The organism is Chitinivorax sp. PXF-14, from assembly GCF_040812015.1.
In the GTDB taxonomy this organism is placed as follows: domain Bacteria; phylum Pseudomonadota; class Gammaproteobacteria; order Burkholderiales; family SCOH01; genus JBFNXJ01.
Genome location: NZ_JBFNXJ010000014.1, coordinates 1 through 15460 on the forward strand (window position 1 = coordinate 1; position 15460 = coordinate 15460).

At 63.8% G+C, this 15460-nt stretch carries 15 protein-coding genes; 6 read left to right on the forward strand and 9 right to left on the reverse strand.

Features of this window, described 5'->3' with window-relative positions:
- Positions 1-509: 509 nt before the first annotated feature.
- Positions 510-1502, forward strand: a complete 993-nt coding sequence (locus ABWL39_RS15945; RefSeq protein ID WP_367793424.1) for a zinc-binding alcohol dehydrogenase family protein — start codon at positions 510-512, stop codon at positions 1500-1502.
- On the opposite strand, the gene ABWL39_RS15950 is transcribed toward ABWL39_RS15945, so the two are convergent.
- Positions 1499-2533, reverse strand: a complete 1035-nt coding sequence (locus tag ABWL39_RS15950) for an AraC family transcriptional regulator (protein WP_367793427.1) — start codon at positions 2531-2533, stop codon at positions 1499-1501. The genes ABWL39_RS15945 and ABWL39_RS15950 overlap by 4 nt on opposite strands.
- Before the next feature lie 257 nt (positions 2534-2790).
- On the opposite strand from ABWL39_RS15950, the gene ABWL39_RS15955 reads away from it, so the two are divergent.
- Both ABWL39_RS15955 and ABWL39_RS15960 read left to right on the forward strand, forming a co-directional pair.
- Positions 2791-3870, forward strand: a complete 1080-nt coding sequence (locus tag ABWL39_RS15955; RefSeq protein ID WP_367793430.1) for an alpha/beta hydrolase — start codon at positions 2791-2793, stop codon at positions 3868-3870.
- Positions 3867-4079 (forward strand): hypothetical protein, encoded by a 213-nt coding sequence (locus ABWL39_RS15960; RefSeq protein ID WP_367793432.1) that lies wholly within the window; start codon positions 3867-3869, stop codon positions 4077-4079. Before ABWL39_RS15955 ends, ABWL39_RS15960 begins: the two co-directional genes overlap by 4 nt.
- A gap of 10 nt (positions 4080-4089) precedes the next feature.
- Here ABWL39_RS15960 and ABWL39_RS15965 read toward each other — a convergent pair whose 3' ends face one another.
- Positions 4090-5145: an AraC family transcriptional regulator ligand-binding domain-containing protein gene (locus ABWL39_RS15965; protein ID WP_367793436.1), complete on the reverse strand. Its 1056-nt coding sequence runs from the start codon at positions 5143-5145 to the stop codon at positions 4090-4092.
- 230 nt (positions 5146-5375) lie between these two features.
- On the opposite strand from ABWL39_RS15965, the gene ABWL39_RS15970 reads away from it, so the two are divergent.
- From ABWL39_RS15970 to ABWL39_RS15980, 3 genes are read left to right on the forward strand one after another with little or no spacing between them, the layout of a single operon-like run.
- The gene (locus ABWL39_RS15970; protein ID WP_367793439.1) at positions 5376-6503 is read left to right on the forward strand and encodes an acyl-CoA dehydrogenase family protein; all 1128 of its coding nucleotides are present in this window, start codon (positions 5376-5378) and stop codon (positions 6501-6503) included.
- The gene (locus ABWL39_RS15975; protein ID WP_367793442.1) at positions 6500-7873 is read left to right on the forward strand and encodes an acyl-CoA dehydrogenase family protein; all 1374 of its coding nucleotides are present in this window, start codon (positions 6500-6502) and stop codon (positions 7871-7873) included. Before ABWL39_RS15970 ends, ABWL39_RS15975 begins: the two co-directional genes overlap by 4 nt.
- Before the next feature lie 2 nt (positions 7874-7875).
- On the forward strand, positions 7876-8667 hold the full coding sequence (locus ABWL39_RS15980; RefSeq protein WP_367793445.1) for an acetoacetate decarboxylase family protein: 792 nt from the start codon (positions 7876-7878) through the stop codon (positions 8665-8667).
- Positions 8668-8800: 133 nt separating this feature from the next.
- On the opposite strand, the gene ABWL39_RS15985 is transcribed toward ABWL39_RS15980, so the two are convergent.
- The 7 genes from ABWL39_RS15985 to ribD form a co-directional block, all read right to left on the reverse strand.
- Positions 8801-10456, reverse strand: a complete 1656-nt coding sequence (locus ABWL39_RS15985; RefSeq protein ID WP_367793448.1) for a bifunctional UDP-sugar hydrolase/5'-nucleotidase — start codon at positions 10454-10456, stop codon at positions 8801-8803.
- A gap of 87 nt (positions 10457-10543) precedes the next feature.
- Positions 10544-11146 (reverse strand): GNAT family N-acetyltransferase, encoded by a 603-nt coding sequence (locus ABWL39_RS15990; RefSeq protein WP_367793451.1) that lies wholly within the window; start codon positions 11144-11146, stop codon positions 10544-10546.
- 35 nt (positions 11147-11181) lie between these two features.
- A complete protein-coding gene (ribBA, locus tag ABWL39_RS15995) occupies positions 11182-12273 on the reverse strand; it encodes a bifunctional 3,4-dihydroxy-2-butanone-4-phosphate synthase/GTP cyclohydrolase II (RefSeq protein ID WP_367793454.1) in 1092 nt (363 codons plus the stop codon).
- A gap of 30 nt (positions 12274-12303) precedes the next feature.
- Entirely contained in the window at positions 12304-12825 is a 522-nt protein-coding gene (locus ABWL39_RS16000; RefSeq protein WP_367793457.1) for a DinB family protein, read from the reverse strand.
- A gap of 1 nt (position 12826) precedes the next feature.
- Positions 12827-13420 carry a riboflavin synthase gene (locus ABWL39_RS16005; protein WP_367793460.1) on the reverse strand — a complete coding sequence of 198 codons (594 nt, stop codon included), beginning with the start codon at positions 13418-13420 and terminating at the stop codon, positions 12827-12829.
- A gap of 54 nt (positions 13421-13474) precedes the next feature.
- On the reverse strand, positions 13475-14221 hold the full coding sequence (locus tag ABWL39_RS16010; RefSeq protein ID WP_367793463.1) for a class I SAM-dependent methyltransferase: 747 nt from the start codon (positions 14219-14221) through the stop codon (positions 13475-13477).
- Positions 14218-15324 carry a bifunctional diaminohydroxyphosphoribosylaminopyrimidine deaminase/5-amino-6-(5-phosphoribosylamino)uracil reductase RibD gene (gene ribD, locus ABWL39_RS16015; RefSeq protein ID WP_367793466.1) on the reverse strand — a complete coding sequence of 369 codons (1107 nt, stop codon included), beginning with the start codon at positions 15322-15324 and terminating at the stop codon, positions 14218-14220. Before ribD ends, ABWL39_RS16010 begins: the two co-directional genes overlap by 4 nt.
- Positions 15325-15460 lie beyond the last annotated feature (136 nt).

A 15460-nucleotide genomic window follows, 5' to 3' on the forward strand; every position in this document is an offset into this window, starting at 1 on the left:
ACCTGATCTAAACGGGCACCAGGCCCCCGCCGACGCGGGACCTGAGCGGGCGGGCGTGGCTCGCCCGCCATGCTTTTGATGGCGCCATTTCTCTTGACCATCGGCCAGCCGTACGGCAGAGCGTCGCAGACACAAGCAGTCGCCCATCACCCGAGGGAGGTGGGCATGCAATATTCGAGATGCAGGTCTGCCGGGGTTCTGTTCGGAATCCTGATTCAATCCGTTCACGCTCAGGATGTCTCGGTGCACTCGAGCGCGATCGCCGGCGTGGTGCGGGCAACAGCGCCCGTGGCGGCAACCCCGTCTGCACACAGGCTGCTGCGCTATGACGAGGATTAGCGCTATCTGCAGGACTTTGCCAACAGCAGCGACGTCTGGGGCCCCATCAAGTACACCTCGCAGGGGGGCACCGATGTATTCTGACGTTGCCGGGCTCGCCTGGCGACGCTTGCCAGAGGCCGGTTTGAAAACAATGACCGCGATACGGCGGCTCACAGGGAAGAACGATCATGAAAGCACTGCAATTTGCACAAACGGGCTCGCTGGATAATCTGTCGCTCGTCGACCTGCCCAGGCCAACGATCGCGGTCCATGAGGCCTTGGTCGAGGTGCATGCGGCCGGCCTCAACCCGAGTGACGTCAAGAATGTGCTGGGACGTTTCCCGTATACAACGCTACCGCGAATACCGGGGCGAGATTTTGCCGGCATCGTGGTTGAAGGACCGCAGGAATGGCTGGGCCAGCCAGTCTGGGGGACGGGCAACGAACTCGGATTTTCGCGTGATGGTAGCCACGCCAACTATCTGGCCCTCCCCGTCTCCGGCCTGTCGCGAAAACCCGCAGCCCTATCGTTTGCACAGGCTGCCGCATGTGGCGTCCCCTTCACCACCGCGCTGAATGCGCTCGACCGCGCCTGCGTAGGGGCCGGCACCAAGCTGTTGGTCATCGGCGCCGCCGGCGCGGTGGGTCGGGCTGCCGTCCAGCTGGCGCAATTACGCGGCGCGCAGGTCGTCGCGGCCGTTCGCCAGGAAAGCCAGCTGCAACGCTTGCAGCAGGAAGGCATGGAAACCTTGCTGCTAGGCGGCACAGCCGATCTGGCTACATCCGTAAAACAGCGCTATCCGCATGGGGCTGACGTCATTTTCGACACGACCGGCGCATGGCTCGCGGCCTCGGTCGAGGCCCTCGCCAGATTCGGGCGGATTGCGGTGATTGCCGCGCCGGCCGATGGCCACGTCAATGTACCGGTCCTGAATCTGTATCGTCGTGGCGGCAGCATCGTCGGCATCAATTCGCTGTTGTATGACTCGACTGACTGTGCGGCCATGCTCACGCAGCTGGCGGCGCATTTCGATAGCGGAAAACTGCAAGCCCCTGCCGATCTGCGATCGATACCGCTGGAACAAGGTCACGACGCTTATATGCTGACGGACACTGGTGGCGCGGCCAAGATCGTGCTCGACATCCATCGACCAGACCCGGACACGGCACACGGACGCTAGTCGTCAGGCACAGCCGCCATGCCCATGCGTGCAGTGCTTGGGGCAAGCCCCGTCCACCGCTTATAGGCCTGCGAGAACGTCGACAAGTCGCTGAAACCCAACGCGTCAGCTACCTCCGTCAAGCTGATGCGTTGGTTTGCCAGCAACTTGTCTGCCTTGGCCAGGCGCGAGGCAGCCAGCATTTCGCTGAACGATGTGCCCTCCATTTGCAGCCAGCGTTTGAGTGTTCGCTCGCTCGTGTTCAGCAGCTGGGCCATCCTGCCCAGGCTTGGGGGCCGGTTACTGGGCAGGTTGTCCAGATATTGGCGCACCAGTGCCGCCGTTCCCAGCTGCGACCGGCGCTGCTCGATCAGCTCGCCGCACATCTGTCTGCACATCGCCACCGTGACGGGGTTGGCTTGTGGCAGCTTCTGCTCCAGGTAGGCATGGCTGAACGACAGTACATTTGCCTTGGCGCCGAATTCCGGCACGATTCCAGAGACCAGCGGGGAAGGCGCTGCCCTTGGGATATCCGGGTAACGCAGCCGGAATGCACTCGGCTTGAAATCGCTGCCGGTCACATCGTGCAACAGCCGGCACGCCGCGCCCATGGCTCGTTCGACGACAAAACGCTGCACAGCCGGCTCAAGATCCCCTGGTGGGTCGAAGTAGAGGTTATCGAGATCGCCCTCGCGCTTGTGGGTGATGGCGGTGAATGCATAGGTGAGCGGAAGATACTGCTGGGCCAGCGCCAGCGCGTCGCCGCCGGTTGCACTGCACATCAATCCGTAGCCCAGAATGCCGTAGGCCGTGAGGTGGTATTGCAAGCCAACCTGCAGACCAAGGCCCGCCGACTGCTTCGATAGTTGCAACAGGTTCCCAATCACGATGAGCTCCTGTCCCGGTGCAACAGGGTGATTGGGATCGTTCAGTTGAGCCATGGCGAGCCGGCTTCCGGCCAGCAGCCTCGCCGGCTCTATCGCCAGGGTTGCGGCGAACTCGAGCAAGAGCCGCACACTGGCCGGCCCACGAGAGAAATCCCAGAAACTCATTTGTCGCATCCGTTCCAACTTGGCCCGATCACTAAAATTATCGGCCTGCCCCGGTATGGTGACAAGCGGGCTGTGGCCTCATGATTAGCGCCATTCACAGACAGCCTGGAGATTGAGCCATGACCCGTTTTTCTGCCAACCGACCCGTCAGGGTAAGACATGCAGCCGTACTGGCGTTTGCCGGGCTGCTCTCCGCCTGTGCAGTTCACACATCATCGGCCGACGATCAGGCCCCGAATATGAAGGAGGACAAACCCATGAGCTATGCCAGCCAGCCGAATTGGCGCGAGATTCAGCAGTTCCTGCCCAAGGTGTTCCAGCTTGGCCAAGGGCAGGAGCCCGCCGAGGAATGGTGGGATTGGCACGATCACAAGATACACCTGGATACCTACCGCAATCCGCAAGCTAAAGTGAAGGTCATCCTGTTCCATGGCGTCGGCACCAACGGCCGCCAGATGTCTCTCATCCTCGGCGCACCGCTTGCCAGGCGTGGCTACGAAACCATTGCCATCGACATGCCCGGCTACGGGGTCACCCAGGTTGCCAAGGGGGCGCCGGTCAAGTACGACGACTGGGTGCAGGCAGGCAGCGACTACATCGATACGGAGCTGGCGCGCGACAATCGACCCATCGTCCTGTACGGCCTGAGCGCAGGCGGGATGGAGACCTACCACGTGGCGGCGCTCAACAGGAAGGTCAAGGCAATTGTCGGCATGACCTTTCTCGATCAGCGCGAGCAGCAGGTGCGCGATGAAACCGCCTTGAACCTGTTCATGAGCCGGGTGGGTGGGCCCATGCTGCATCTGACGGCCAAAACACCACTCGCTTCCATGACCATACCGATGAGCCTGGCCAGCAAAATGAGCGCGCTCGTGAACAACGACGATGCCCTGAGCGTCTTCCTGAAAGACAGATCATCCGCCGGCAACGCCATGTCGATGGCCTTCCTCAGCTCCTATATGCGCTACCAGCCTGTCTTGGAGCCGGAAGACTTCGATGTCTGCCCCATCCTGCTCACGCAGCCGGCACAGGATCGCTGGACACCGTTGCATTTGAGCAAACCATTCCTGGGCCGCATCCACAAGGTCCCCGTCAGGACCGTGATGCTGGAAAACGCCGGGCACTACCCGCTGGAACAACCTGGCCTTTCCCAGATGGTTGACGCGATCGATCGCTTTTACCAGGAAACGGCCGGCACGCAAGCGCCCCATGATGCGAGCCCCCTGACCAAGCCAAACGGAACGAACGGCCCCGGTAACACGCGAGGGAGGCAGACCTGCACGCGATCGAGGTGCGGGACACACCGGCCGATCTGCCGATCAGCGCCTAGAAGATGATCTTCGGAGAGGAACTACTCCGGTTCCTGCACACAGAGATCAGCGAACGCGCTGAGCACCCCAAGGCAACCGGCATCGACGCGGTCGTGCAGGTAGCGGAAGGCAAGGCCAGCAGTATCTTGCTGAATGTCGAACAGCTGGCGCCGGCAGCCGATACTGCAAGCGCCAGGGGCATTCTGGGGCGCTTCCCTTTTGCCTTCTCGCGCTGAACATCCACGCTCATCCGCGTGGCAACGTCACGCGGGCTTGAGCCTGTTTGCGGAAGCTCAGCGGCGTTTTCCCGGTCCAGCGCTTGAAGGCGTTGATGAAGCTGGTTGGTTCTGCATAGCCCAGCCTGTCGGCGATTTGTTCGATGGAAAGCGAGCTGCTGCTCAAAAACTCCTCGGATAGCGCCAGCCGGACTTCTTCACGCAGTTTGAAAAAGCTGGTGTCGTCTTCGAGCAGCCGGCGGCGCAGGGTGCGCGATGTCATGCACAGAGTCGCCGCCACACTGTCCATATCCGGCATCTGCGCGACATGGCGCGCCAGATGCGCCCGTACCGTTGCCGCAAATCCGCTTCTGGATTGGTAACGATCCAGCAATGCGCGGCACTGTTCTTCCGCCACCCGCAAGGCAAGCTCGTTGGCTTGCGGCAACGGTGCCATCAGCGTGGCGACGTCGAGGATGGCCAGATTCGATGCGCAGCCGAATACCGGACGGATATGATAAAAAGCCTCATGCGCACCCACATCGGCCGGCGCTGGATAAGCCAGCTGCAAGCCCGTCAGCACCGGGCGCGACGAATACAGATCGCGCTGGACGTTGATCAGCGCCGCCGAATCGCGCTCGACGACAAAAGCACGCACCGCTTCGGGCAGGCCGCTATCATCCAGCAACACGTGGATCTCACCGCCGGTTTCTTCGACGCGGAAATGTGTCAGCGCAAAAGTCAGATGAAAGTAGCGCATCGAGATATCCAGCGCGCTGAGCATATTCGGGCTGCAGACGATGGCCAGCCCCAGCGCGCCGAAGGTCGTGAAGTGGTAGCGCTTGCCGGCCTCGATGCCCAATCCGGGAATATGCCCCAGATGCTCGACCAGATTATGTATCAGGCGCAACTCCTGCGCGCCTGATACCACCACGGCCGGGTCGGCCAGTTCCTTTTCCAGCACGTCGGTACCGGCGAGACAGATGCTTGCCGGCAAACCATAGTCCGCCCCCAGTTGCGTCATCAGGCGCATGCTGGTGACGTTGCGTGGAAAGTCCCACTGCAGCTTGCCGCGTTTACGCTCCATTGGCTTTGTCCTCGAATGACGATTTTTTGTCTTCTCCCGATATTACCTCAAGCGCTCGCCATCTTTAGCATGCAGGGAAAGATTTCGGGGGAATCGCCCCGAGGCGCAGGGAGACACATCACCGTCGTGGCCAGGCCGTGATGAGCGGCATGGCCCCCTTCTCTCGTAGCCGATTCCTGCCAGCCCGCTCGCTTGCGGGCGCCGCGTATACGAGTGCAAGGACTCAATCCATGGATAGTGAAGATACGAAACAGCTGCTTGAGGCGACCGGCCGATTTGCCGCCGAGCGCATCGCCGGCATGGCCGAGCGACCGGAGCACCCGGCGAGTGCTGCCCAACTGGCATCGCTGACGCAGGAAGCCGCCGAGCTGGGCATCCTGTCGCAGTCGACGGCCGAGGCAGGATTTGCCATCTGGGAAGATAGCGGCGATGCGCACGCCATGCGTTTCAACCTCGGCGCACTGCAGCAAATCGCAGCCGCCTGCCCCGGCGTTGCGCTGGCCTGGCACCGGCAGGCCCTGGCGCGGCATGTCGCCGTGCAACTCGGCCTTGCCATCGGCGAGCAGGATCTGCGCACGCTGACGCTGATGCCGACCGGCCACTATGGCCTGGCGCGGACAAGCCTGGCCAGATGGCTGGCTGGCGCCGGGCTGACGGCCGAGGACGGGGCGCTGCTGTCGGACTGGCTGGATCGATCGAATCACCCGCCCGTGCTCTGCGCCCCCGCCGACTGGAGCGGCCTGATCTGGCCGGTGTGGCGCGCAGGGCGGATTGCCTGGCACTACGCCGCACGCACGGCGCTGGCGGTCAATATCGGCAAGCCGCAGCATGGGTTCGACGAGCTGGCGGGTTTCGAGGTGTCGCTGCCGGGTGTGGCGGGAGAAACCGTTGAGCTTGAGCCAGCACGTTCCCGCCAGCTTTACGCCCAAGTGCTGAAGATGGAGTTGCTCGGCCTGCTGGCGATCGGCGCTGGCGCGCTGGATCGCGGGCAGGCCCTGGCCCGCGACTACGTGGCGATCCGCAGGCAAGGCGGCAAGTTGATCGCCGAACATCCGGCGGTGCAGCAAATGCTGAGCGACATCGAGATCACCCGAACCCAGGCAAGCATGGCGCTGCGGATGTGCTCTGTCACCGTGGACGAACTCGACCTCGGCGAGCTGATGGCCAGCCGCGCCAGCATCAGCCCGATGCTTTGCCATGCAGCCAACCAGGTGGTGCAGATTCACGGCGGTATCGGCTATATGCGCGATGCCGGGCCGGAAAAACTGGTGCGCGACCAGAACATGCTGCGGCTGATGTCCGGCGGCATCCGCGACATTCCTTTGTTTCTCGCAGCATGGACAGGAGCCAGGCAATGAGCCATCGACTGAATCTGGAAGGGCATCTGCCTGCCAACCACCTGCTGTCGCCACACTGGCAGTTTGCCAGGCTGCCGCTGATCGGCCGGATGCTGAGCAACTACCGCTCAACCGACCTGTGGCAAAACGATGTGGCCCAGCTGCCACGGGCGCTGCGGGACATCCGCCGCCGCGCACGCGCCTTTGCCGATCAGCACATTCGCCCGGTGGCAGACGAGCTGGATCTTGCCCCGCATCTGCCGCCCGGCGAATGCCACCCGCTGGCTCTACAGGTGCTGCGTGAGGCAGGCCGCCAGGGATGGCTCAGCTACATGCTGCCGGCACCGTTTGGCAACATGCCGCTGGGCGCGGTGCTGCATCCTCCAATCTGGCAATGCGCGCTGGTGGTCGAAGAATTCAGCCGGGCCTGCGGTGGATTGATGCTGCTGCTATCGGCGCACCATTTGGGGCTGATGCCGCTGCTGGTGTCCGGCAGTGTCCGCTCGATCATGCGCCATGTATTGCCGGTGTATCGCAGCTGCCAACGCGGCGAGCCACACCTGGTGGCGTTCGCCATCACCGAGCCCGGCGCCGGCTCCGACGCGGAAGAAGGTCATGGAGCAGAAAGCTATCGCCCGGGTGTAGTAGCAACGCCGGTAGACGGTGGCTACCTGCTCAACGGCCGCAAGTGTTTCATCAGCGGCGGCGATATCGCCAAGAGCGCGACGGTGTTTGCAGCGCTCAAGGGTGAAGGCATGGAATCGTGGACATGCTTCTGGGTCGATTCCACCGCGCCCGGTTTCAGTGTCGCCCGCACCGAGCTGAAGATGGGCATGCGTGCTTCTGGCGCTGCCGAGCTTGAGTTCAATGACGTGTTTGTCCCACACGGCAACATCATCGGCGGCCTGCGCCAGGGCTGGGCGCTCAACCGGGCCACGCTCAATGCGTCGCGCATCCCCGTGGCCTCGATGGGGGTCGGCTTTGCCAGCGCGGCCACCGAAGTCGCAGTGGAGTTCACCCGGCGCTACACGCTGGCCGGCAAACCCTTGATCGACTACCAGGACGTGCAGTTGCAGCTGGCGACGATGCTGGCCGAAACCCGGGCGATCCGCAGCCTGGTCTGGCAAGAGGCCAGAAACGCCTGGCGGCCAAGACAACTCAATGCATCGCTGTGCAAGTTTCAGGCAACCGACCGTGCACAGCACGTCTGCGAAATGGCCATGGATCTGCTCGCCGACCACGGCGGCAGACATGAGCTGCGGCTGGAAAAGATTTTCCGCGATGTCCGCTTGACGCGGATTTTCGAGGGTACCAACCAGATCAACCGATTGTCCCTGATCGAAGACTGGCAAGGGCAGCTGCTCGATCTTGATCAACCTGTGGGAGTGTGAACATGAGCATCGACAAGTGGAACCAGGACTATTTCTTTCAATATCCGCGCACCGTGATTCCGACTTCGGAAGGGGACGTGGAGATGCCGATCATGTATTACGACGATTCGGTGATGATGGCCCTGTTCCGCGTAGACCATGAACGCGCGCAGGCAATGGTCGCGGATCAAGGCTTGCAGGCGGTGCGCATCGCCGGCAACAAGGCCCTGGTGGGGCTGGCCTTCTACCAGTATCGGCAGACTTCGATTGCCGACTACAACGAAGTCGGTGTTGCCATCGCCGTGGTGCCCAATGGCACGGCGGAACCCAGCCTGCCTTTGCTGTCGATGTTCCGCACCTTGGACAAGGCGCCGATCGGCTTCTACATCGTCGATCTGCCCGTCACGACCAAGGCGGCTTGCGCTGCGGGGCGGGAAATCTGGGGCTACCCGAAGTTTGTCACGCCGATCGGCTTCAAGCAGACGGGACGCCAGTTCGAGGGGTCGGTAACCGACCCCCTGACGGGCAAGAACCTGGTCAGGCTGTCGGGAAAACTGGGGGCCGGGGTGCCGGCTCCCCTGCTCGACCTGGTGCTGTACTCGCACCACGACAACCGCCTGTTGCGCACGTTGGTCAATACCCGTGGCGGCGCCAAGGCCTGCCTGCCGGGCTCCCTGCGCGTCAGCGTGGCGGCCAGCAGGCACCCGATGGCCCAGCGATTGGCGGCGCTCGGGCTTGACCAGGCACGACCTGTATTCGTGTTCCACAGCGACAAACTGCAGCTTCGCCTCAACGCCGGCGCGGAGGTGGGTTGAGGCGCACGGCCACGCCCACAGCGGTGTCGCCAGGGCAAGAGCTGGCGCCCGCTTCAGACTCATGCCGTGTCGCGGGCCTGCCTGGTGGCAGCTTTCACACCTTGCCCGCGCGCCGCAAAGAACACATCGATACTCAGTTGAGCCGGCTCACCCGATCGCTTGCAAGTGGCGCTACCGGCGTGTGGGCCTTGAAATAGGCCTCAAGCGCATCGACATCCTGCGCGCCGCCCAGGCGGTTGGTGCCTTTGTTGAATGCGACGAAGTTATCACCACCGGTCGACAGGAAATTGTTGACCGTAACCCGGTAGCTCGCCGCCGGGTCGAGCGGCACGCCATTGAGCGTGATGCTGACTATCTTGCTGCCGACGGGCGCGGCGTTATCCCAGCTGTAGTTGAACCCCTTCGACACGGACAGGATGCGCGGGCTGCTCTGGCCCTTCCATTGCTGCTCCAGTGCCTCGCGTACATCGGCGCCCTTGAGCGTCATCGTCACCAGGCTGTTGCCGAATGGCTGCACAGTGAACAGCATGCCGTAGGTGACCTTGCCGGCCGCATCCGGCGTGATGTTGGCGCGGATGCCGCCGGGGTTCATCAAGGCGATCTGCGCGCCACCGAAGCTCGCGGCGGTGGTCGCTTCGAGCTGCGCGTCAGCGATGATGTCGCCGAGCGGCGATTCCCCGGCTGCATTCTGGCCACGATCGAGTAGCGTCGTCACAGTACCGACGATGCGGTTTTCCAGCGGGGTGACGAGCGTCAGGAGCCTGTCGATCAGCGAGGTCTGCTGCGGGTCTTTCGCTACCGTCGTGCGCACGATCAGGTTGTCTGCCTTCGACTCGACGACATCGTGGGTCGATGGGTTGAGCTTGAGGTCGATCTCGGACACCAGCGTGCCGTATTGGCCGGCACTGGTCACCAGCTTGCCGCCAATGTTGCAGTTGTAAGCCTGATGCGTATGCCCGCTGATCACCACGTCCACGGCCGGATCGAGATGGTTGACGATGTCGACGAGCGGGCCGGAAATACCCTTACAGTCGTTGTAGAAACCGCTCTGGTAGCCGCCTTCGTGCAGCACGACGACGATCGCCTCCACCCCCTGCTTCTTCAATTCGGGGACCAGCGCGTTGACGGTATCGGCCTCGTCCTTGAACGTCAGGCCAGCGACGCCGGATGGCGTGACGATGCTCGGTGTGCCCTTCAGCGTCATGCCGATGAAGGCGACCGGCACGCGGTGAAAAGTCTTGATGACGTAAGCCGGGAAAATCGTCTTGCCCGACTGCGTGTCGACCACGTTGGCGGCGAGGAATTTGAACTTGGCGCCGCCAAACGTCGAGCCCGCCTGGCAACCGTCCACCGGGTGGCAACCGCCGTTCTGCATGCGCAGCAGCTCGTCCTTGCCTTCATCGAACTCATGGTTGCCGACCGCGTTGATGTCGAGCCCCATCAGGTTCATCGACTCGATGGTCGGCTCGTCGTGGAACAGGGCCGACAGCAAAGGGCTCGCGCCGATCAGGTCGCCGGCCGAGACCACGATATTGTTGGGGTTCTTGGCCTTGAGGCTGGCGATCCAGGTTGCCAGATACTCGGCGCCACCGGCCGGCACCGTCACCGTCTTGCTGGCATCGGCCGGATCGGGTGTCTTGACGCCGCCGGAGGGCGTCTTCAGGTTGCCGTGGAAATCGTTGAACGCGATGATCTTGACGTCGATCGGATCACTGGGGCTATCGTCGTTGCAGCCGGCCAGCCCGAGGCTGATCGCGCATAGCAGGGAGGAGAGAATCATGGCACGCATGGTACACCCGTCGTTGTTTAGGCGGAGCGACCATCGTTCCGCACGGCTGCCATGCTAATTGCTGAAAATGACGTTGACGTGATGACGCTACAGAAGCTGCTTGCCGAGCCAGAGCCCCCAGTACTCCTCGCGCAGCAGGCGGAAACTGCAGCGCAGGTAGAAGGCGATCGCGCGGTGGTTGGCGATGTTGACGCCCAAGTGCACACCCGGCGCACCCGCCTGCTGCAACAGCAACTCGAACTCAGCCATCAGGCGGTCGGCAATCCCCTTGCCCTGGGCCCGGGGCAACAGGTCGATATGCAGGTGGGCGGGATGATCGGCCACCCATTCGGGCAAGGCAGGCGGATCGCCGTGGACAAAGCGCTGCAGCCATTGCGACTCGCGCTCGCTGGCACAGGCCGAATCCGGCGCATGGCGCTGCCGCAGGCCGGGCAGCCAGGCATCCTGCTGCCAGTGGCGAAACGCCTGGCTGTCCGCCGTACCGAGGACATAGCCGCACACACCCTCCTCGTCCACGGCGACGAGCGCCAGCCCGGGCGCGTGTTGCAGATAAGGCCCGACGAACACGTCGCCGGGCAGCTCGGGCCGGGCGAACAGCTCGCTGGCGTCGCGGCCGGCATCGGCCGTCTGCAGGCAGATGCGATAGAGCGCGGGACGATCGGCCGCCTGAAAGCCGCGAATCTGCACCATGGCCATGTCGCTTCGGTGTGCGCCGCCCGCCGCGATCAATCGGGCAGGATATTGCCCAGCACTTCGAGATCGAAGCCCGTCATACTCGGCATCTTGCGCTGCGGCGCCATCACGTTCATGCGGGTGACGTTGAGGTCGCTCAGGATCTGCGCGCCGATGCCGTAGTTGCGCAGGTCCCATTTCGGACGCGTAGCCTGATCGCGGCTGGGCAGCAGCTTGGCGAGCAGGTCCTCGGTGGTTTCCGGGCGGTGCAGCAGCAGGATGACGCCCTTGCCCAGTTCGTCGATTTTCTTCATCGCCTGGTAGACGCCCCAGCTGTGGTCCTTGTCGGAGATATCCAGCAGGTCCATCACCGACAGCGGCTCATGCACACGCACCAGCACCTCGTCGCCGGGCTTGATGTCGCCCTTCACCAGCGCGAGCTGCAAGGTATTGGCGGTCAGGTCGCGGTAGACGATCAGCTCGAACTCGCCGCCTATCGTCTGCAACTTGCGCTGGGTGACGCGTTCGACCAGCTTCTCATGCTGGTGGCGGTACTGGATCAGATCGGCAATGGTGCCGATCTTCATCTCGTGTTCCTCGGCGAACTTGAGCAACTCGGGCAGGCGCGCCATGGTGCCGTCGTCGTTCATGATCTCGCAGATCACCGACGATGGCGTGAGGCCAGCGAGCGAGGCCAGGTCGCAGCCCGCCTCGGTGTGGCCGGCACGCACGAGCACGCCGCCGTCCTGCGCCTTGAGCGGGAAGATGTGGCCAGGCTGCACCAGGTCTTCCGGCTTGGCATGCTTGGCCACCGCCACGCGCACGGTGCGGGCGCGGTCTGCCGCCGAGATGCCGGTGCTGACGCCCTCGGCGGCCTCGATCGACACCGTAAAGTTGGTGCCGTGCGGCGTGCCATTGCGCGTCACCATCAGCGGCAGCTCGAGCTGCTTGCAGCGCTCCGCCGTCAGCGTCAGGCAGATCAGGCCACGGCCGTACTTGGCCATGAAATTGATGGCCTCGGGCGTGACGAACTCGGAGGCGAGAATCAGGTCGCCCTCGTTTTCCCGGTCTTCGTCATCGACGAGGATGACCATTTTGCCGGCGCGGATATCGGAGATGATGTCTTGGATCGGGGAAATCTTCATGGCTTTGCTTATCGTAAGTGGCTCGACGCGCTAGGCCTGCGCGCCGGGCATATCGTTGAGAATGGGCAGCATCGGTACGTCCGTGATGCCGACGTCGATGCCGAGCTGGTTCAACAGTGTGGTGATCTGGCCGCGATGGTGGGTCTGGTGGTTGAACATCTGCACCACCTGCACCCAGCGCGGATGGGTTTGCGTGAAGCCGTAGAGCTTGCTGCTCCACGTCATCGGCTGATCGAGCCAGGCCTGGTCGACCTGGCGCGCCCAGGCGATGATCGCCTGGTCCATCTCAGCCCGCGCCCGCTGCAGCTGCTCGAAATCCTCGTACAGCGGCTGGCCGAAGGGCCCGCTCGGGTAGGTGTTGCCGTCGAAGCGGGTCAGCCAGACGCCGTCACCCCACAGCAGGTGGTCGAGCGTATTGTGGATCGAGCCGAAAAACGCGCTACGATCGGCCTTGCGCACCGTATCGTCGAGCTGGGCACAGGCCGCATACAGCTTCTCGTTCATCCAGCGGTTGTACTCGGCCATCAGCTGCGGGTAGTTGCCGGCGAACATATCAGCCTCGGTTGCCCAGCATGCGTTCGATGTAGCGGGCGATCAGGTCGACCTCGAGGTTGACCGGGCTCTCTGCCTTCAGGTGCTTGAGCGTCGTCTGCTCCAGCGTATGCGGGATCAGGTTGATGCTGAAATCGGCGCCCTCGACGCGGTTGGTGGTCAGGCTCACGCCGTTCACCGTGATCGACCCCTTGGCCGAAATATACTTGGCCAGCGCCTGCGGCGCGCGGATGACCAGTTCGAAGCAGTCGTCGACGGGCTCGAAGCTGAGCACCTGCCCTACGCCATCGACGTGGCCGGACACCAGATGCCCGCCGAGCCGGTCGGCAAGGCGCAGGGCCTTTTCCAGGTTCACCTCGCGCCCCACCCCGTCGAGGCCGACCGTGCAGTTGAGTGATTCGCGCGATACGTCGACGGTGAAGCTGTCGCGGCCGAGCTCGACGGCAGTCAGGCACACGCCGTTGACGGCGATCGAGTCACCCAGTTTCACGTCGCTGTAGTCCAGCCCCGGCGCCACGATGATCAGCCGCAGATCGCCGCCACGCGCCTCGATGTGACTGATATGCCCCAGAGTCTGAATGATGCCGGTGAACATGGAGACGAGCCCTTCAATAGTTGATCAAAAAAGTCGAATTATACTGTAACAGATTCATTGCTTGCGCCCGACCCGCAACGACAACGGCCAGACGATGCGGCGAGCCAGCTCGGGCGCGCCCCACAGCACCGCGAGCCGCGGCTCGATCAGTGCCACCGGGTCCTGCCCCATGGCCTCCTGGTAATGCTTGCTGGCCGACCAGGTCCGCAGATAGCCGGTCAGGCTGCTCAGCGGCCACGTCACCTCCAGCGCCAGCGGCGGCGCCGTCAGTGGCTCGAACGGCCACGGCAGCGTGCGGTAGCCTTGCTCCAGCAGCTGCCGCTCGGGCGGCCAGTAAGGGCCGACGATGTCATGATAGAACTCGGCCAAGACGGCATCGAGCGGGCCATCGGTCGCGAACTGCTCGTAGCACCAGGCGGCAATCACGCCGCCTGGCTTGAGCACGCGTTGCGCTTCGGCGAAGAAACGCTCGATATCGAACCAGTGCAGCGCCTGCGCCACCGTCAACAGGTCAACACTCGCGTCGGGCAAGGAAGTATGTTCGGCCGGCTCGCAGCAATAGCGAATATTGGAGCGCGGCTCGGCGTGGTCCAGCTGCTCGCGGCTCGCGTCCGTCGCGTGCACCGTGGTGAAATGAGGCGCAAGACCAACGGCGGCCTGGCCATTGCCGGTGGCGCAATCCCAGGCCAGCTCGCGGGTGGCGGGTTGCGCAGCGAGCCACTCGAACAACGCGGCCGGGTAATGCGGGCGGTAGGCGGCGTAGCCGCCGGCACTTGCGGAAAAATGATCCTTGAAACTCATCTCGGCTGGCCCTTGAAGCGCGCCGTCAGGCGCAGGTCCTGCCCGACCATGCGCTGATCGACGATGGTGAGTTCGCGCCGGCCCGCCATGCTCGTCAGCTCAGGCAGGTTGAACAGGCCGAGTGCCTTGTCGCCCAGCAGCACCGGGGCCAGATACAGCACCAGTTCATCGACCAGGCCGGCCTGCAGCAGGGCGCCGTTGAGCTGGCTGCCGGCCTCGACCGTGACTTCGTTCATGCCCAGCTTGCCCAATGCATCGATCAGCATCGGCAGGTCGACCCGCCCGCTCAGGCTGGGCAGTGCCAGCACCTGGGCGCCGGTCGCGCGCACGGCCTGGACCTTGTCCTCGGACGCCGAGGCGTAAATGACGGTGGTGTCGCCGTCGTGCAGGATCTTGGCCGTGGGCGAGATGCGCAGCGCGCTGTCGACGACCACCCGCAGCGGCTGGCGCGTGGTCTCGACCTCCCGCACGGTGAGCCGGGGGTCGTCGGCAAAGACGGTGCCGATGCCGGTGAGCATGGCGCAGGAGCGCGCGCGCAGCGCATGCACGTCGCGCCGCGCCGCGGGGCCGGTGATCCACTGGCTGACACCGTTCATGAGCGCGGTCTTGCCATCCAGGCTGGCGGCCAGCTTGACGCGCAGCCAAGGGCGGCCACGCTCCATGCGGGCAACGAAACCGATATTGAGCTCGCGCGCCTCGTGTTCGAGCAGGCCGACCTCGACGGCGATGCCGGCTTCCGCCAGCCGCGCCAGCCCCTGCCCGGCGACCAACGGGTTCGGGTCGCGCATCGCGGCCACCACGCGAGCCACGCCGGCCTTGAGCAAGGCGTCGGCACACGGCGGCGTGCGGCCGAAATGGCTGCAGGGCTCAAGCGTGACATAGGCTGTCGCCCCCGCTGCCGAATTGCCCTGGGCCTGGCAATGCTTGAGCGCCTGCACCTCGGCATGATCGCTGCCGGCCGGTTGCGTGTGGCCCTCGCCGAGGATCTGGCCCTCGCGCGCGATGACGCAGCCGACGCGGGGATTGGGCGTGGTGATGAACAGCCCACGCTCGGCCAGCCTGAGAGCCCGCATCATCAGCTGGTGATCGGTAATGCTAAACATCCCTCGGGCTCCAGTAGCAGGCGATTGATCCAGATGAACGTGCGCCGGTAGATCTGCGGTGCGCACGGCTCGCTGGCGCATCTTACCGCGCTGGCAATGGGCCAGTCCACGCGCGGGACTTGGTCTCCCGCTTGTC

Excerpts from the sequence above, each read along its gene's own strand:
- ABWL39_RS15990 (WP_367793451.1), bottom strand. The coding sequence starts at position 11,146 with ATGGTGCAGATTCGCGGCTTTCAGGCGGCCGATCGTCCCGCGCTCTAT.
- ribBA (WP_367793454.1), bottom strand. The coding sequence starts at position 12,273 with ATGAAGATTTCCCCGATCCAAGACATCATCTCCGATATCCGCGCCGGC.
- ABWL39_RS15960 (WP_367793432.1), top strand. The coding sequence starts at position 3,867 with ATGATCTTCGGAGAGGAACTACTCCGGTTCCTGCACACAGAGATCAGC.
- ABWL39_RS15970 (WP_367793439.1), top strand. The coding sequence starts at position 5,376 with ATGGATAGTGAAGATACGAAACAGCTGCTTGAGGCGACCGGCCGATTT.
- ABWL39_RS15980 (WP_367793445.1), top strand. The coding sequence starts at position 7,876 with ATGAGCATCGACAAGTGGAACCAGGACTATTTCTTTCAATATCCGCGC.
- ribD (WP_367793466.1), bottom strand. The coding sequence starts at position 15,324 with ATGTTTAGCATTACCGATCACCAGCTGATGATGCGGGCTCTCAGGCTG.
- ABWL39_RS15965 (WP_367793436.1), bottom strand. The coding sequence starts at position 5,145 with ATGGAGCGTAAACGCGGCAAGCTGCAGTGGGACTTTCCACGCAACGTC.
- ABWL39_RS15975 (WP_367793442.1), top strand. The coding sequence starts at position 6,500 with ATGAGCCATCGACTGAATCTGGAAGGGCATCTGCCTGCCAACCACCTG.
- ABWL39_RS16000 (WP_367793457.1), bottom strand. The coding sequence starts at position 12,825 with ATGTTCGCCGGCAACTACCCGCAGCTGATGGCCGAGTACAACCGCTGG.
- ABWL39_RS15950 (WP_367793427.1), bottom strand. The coding sequence starts at position 2,533 with ATGAGTTTCTGGGATTTCTCTCGTGGGCCGGCCAGTGTGCGGCTCTTG.
- ABWL39_RS16010 (WP_367793463.1), bottom strand. The coding sequence starts at position 14,221 with ATGAGTTTCAAGGATCATTTTTCCGCAAGTGCCGGCGGCTACGCCGCC.
- ABWL39_RS15985 (WP_367793448.1), bottom strand. The coding sequence starts at position 10,456 with ATGCGTGCCATGATTCTCTCCTCCCTGCTATGCGCGATCAGCCTCGGG.
- ABWL39_RS16005 (WP_367793460.1), bottom strand. The coding sequence starts at position 13,420 with ATGTTCACCGGCATCATTCAGACTCTGGGGCATATCAGTCACATCGAG.
- ABWL39_RS15955 (WP_367793430.1), top strand. The coding sequence starts at position 2,791 with ATGAGCTATGCCAGCCAGCCGAATTGGCGCGAGATTCAGCAGTTCCTG.
- ABWL39_RS15945 (WP_367793424.1), top strand. The coding sequence starts at position 510 with ATGAAAGCACTGCAATTTGCACAAACGGGCTCGCTGGATAATCTGTCG.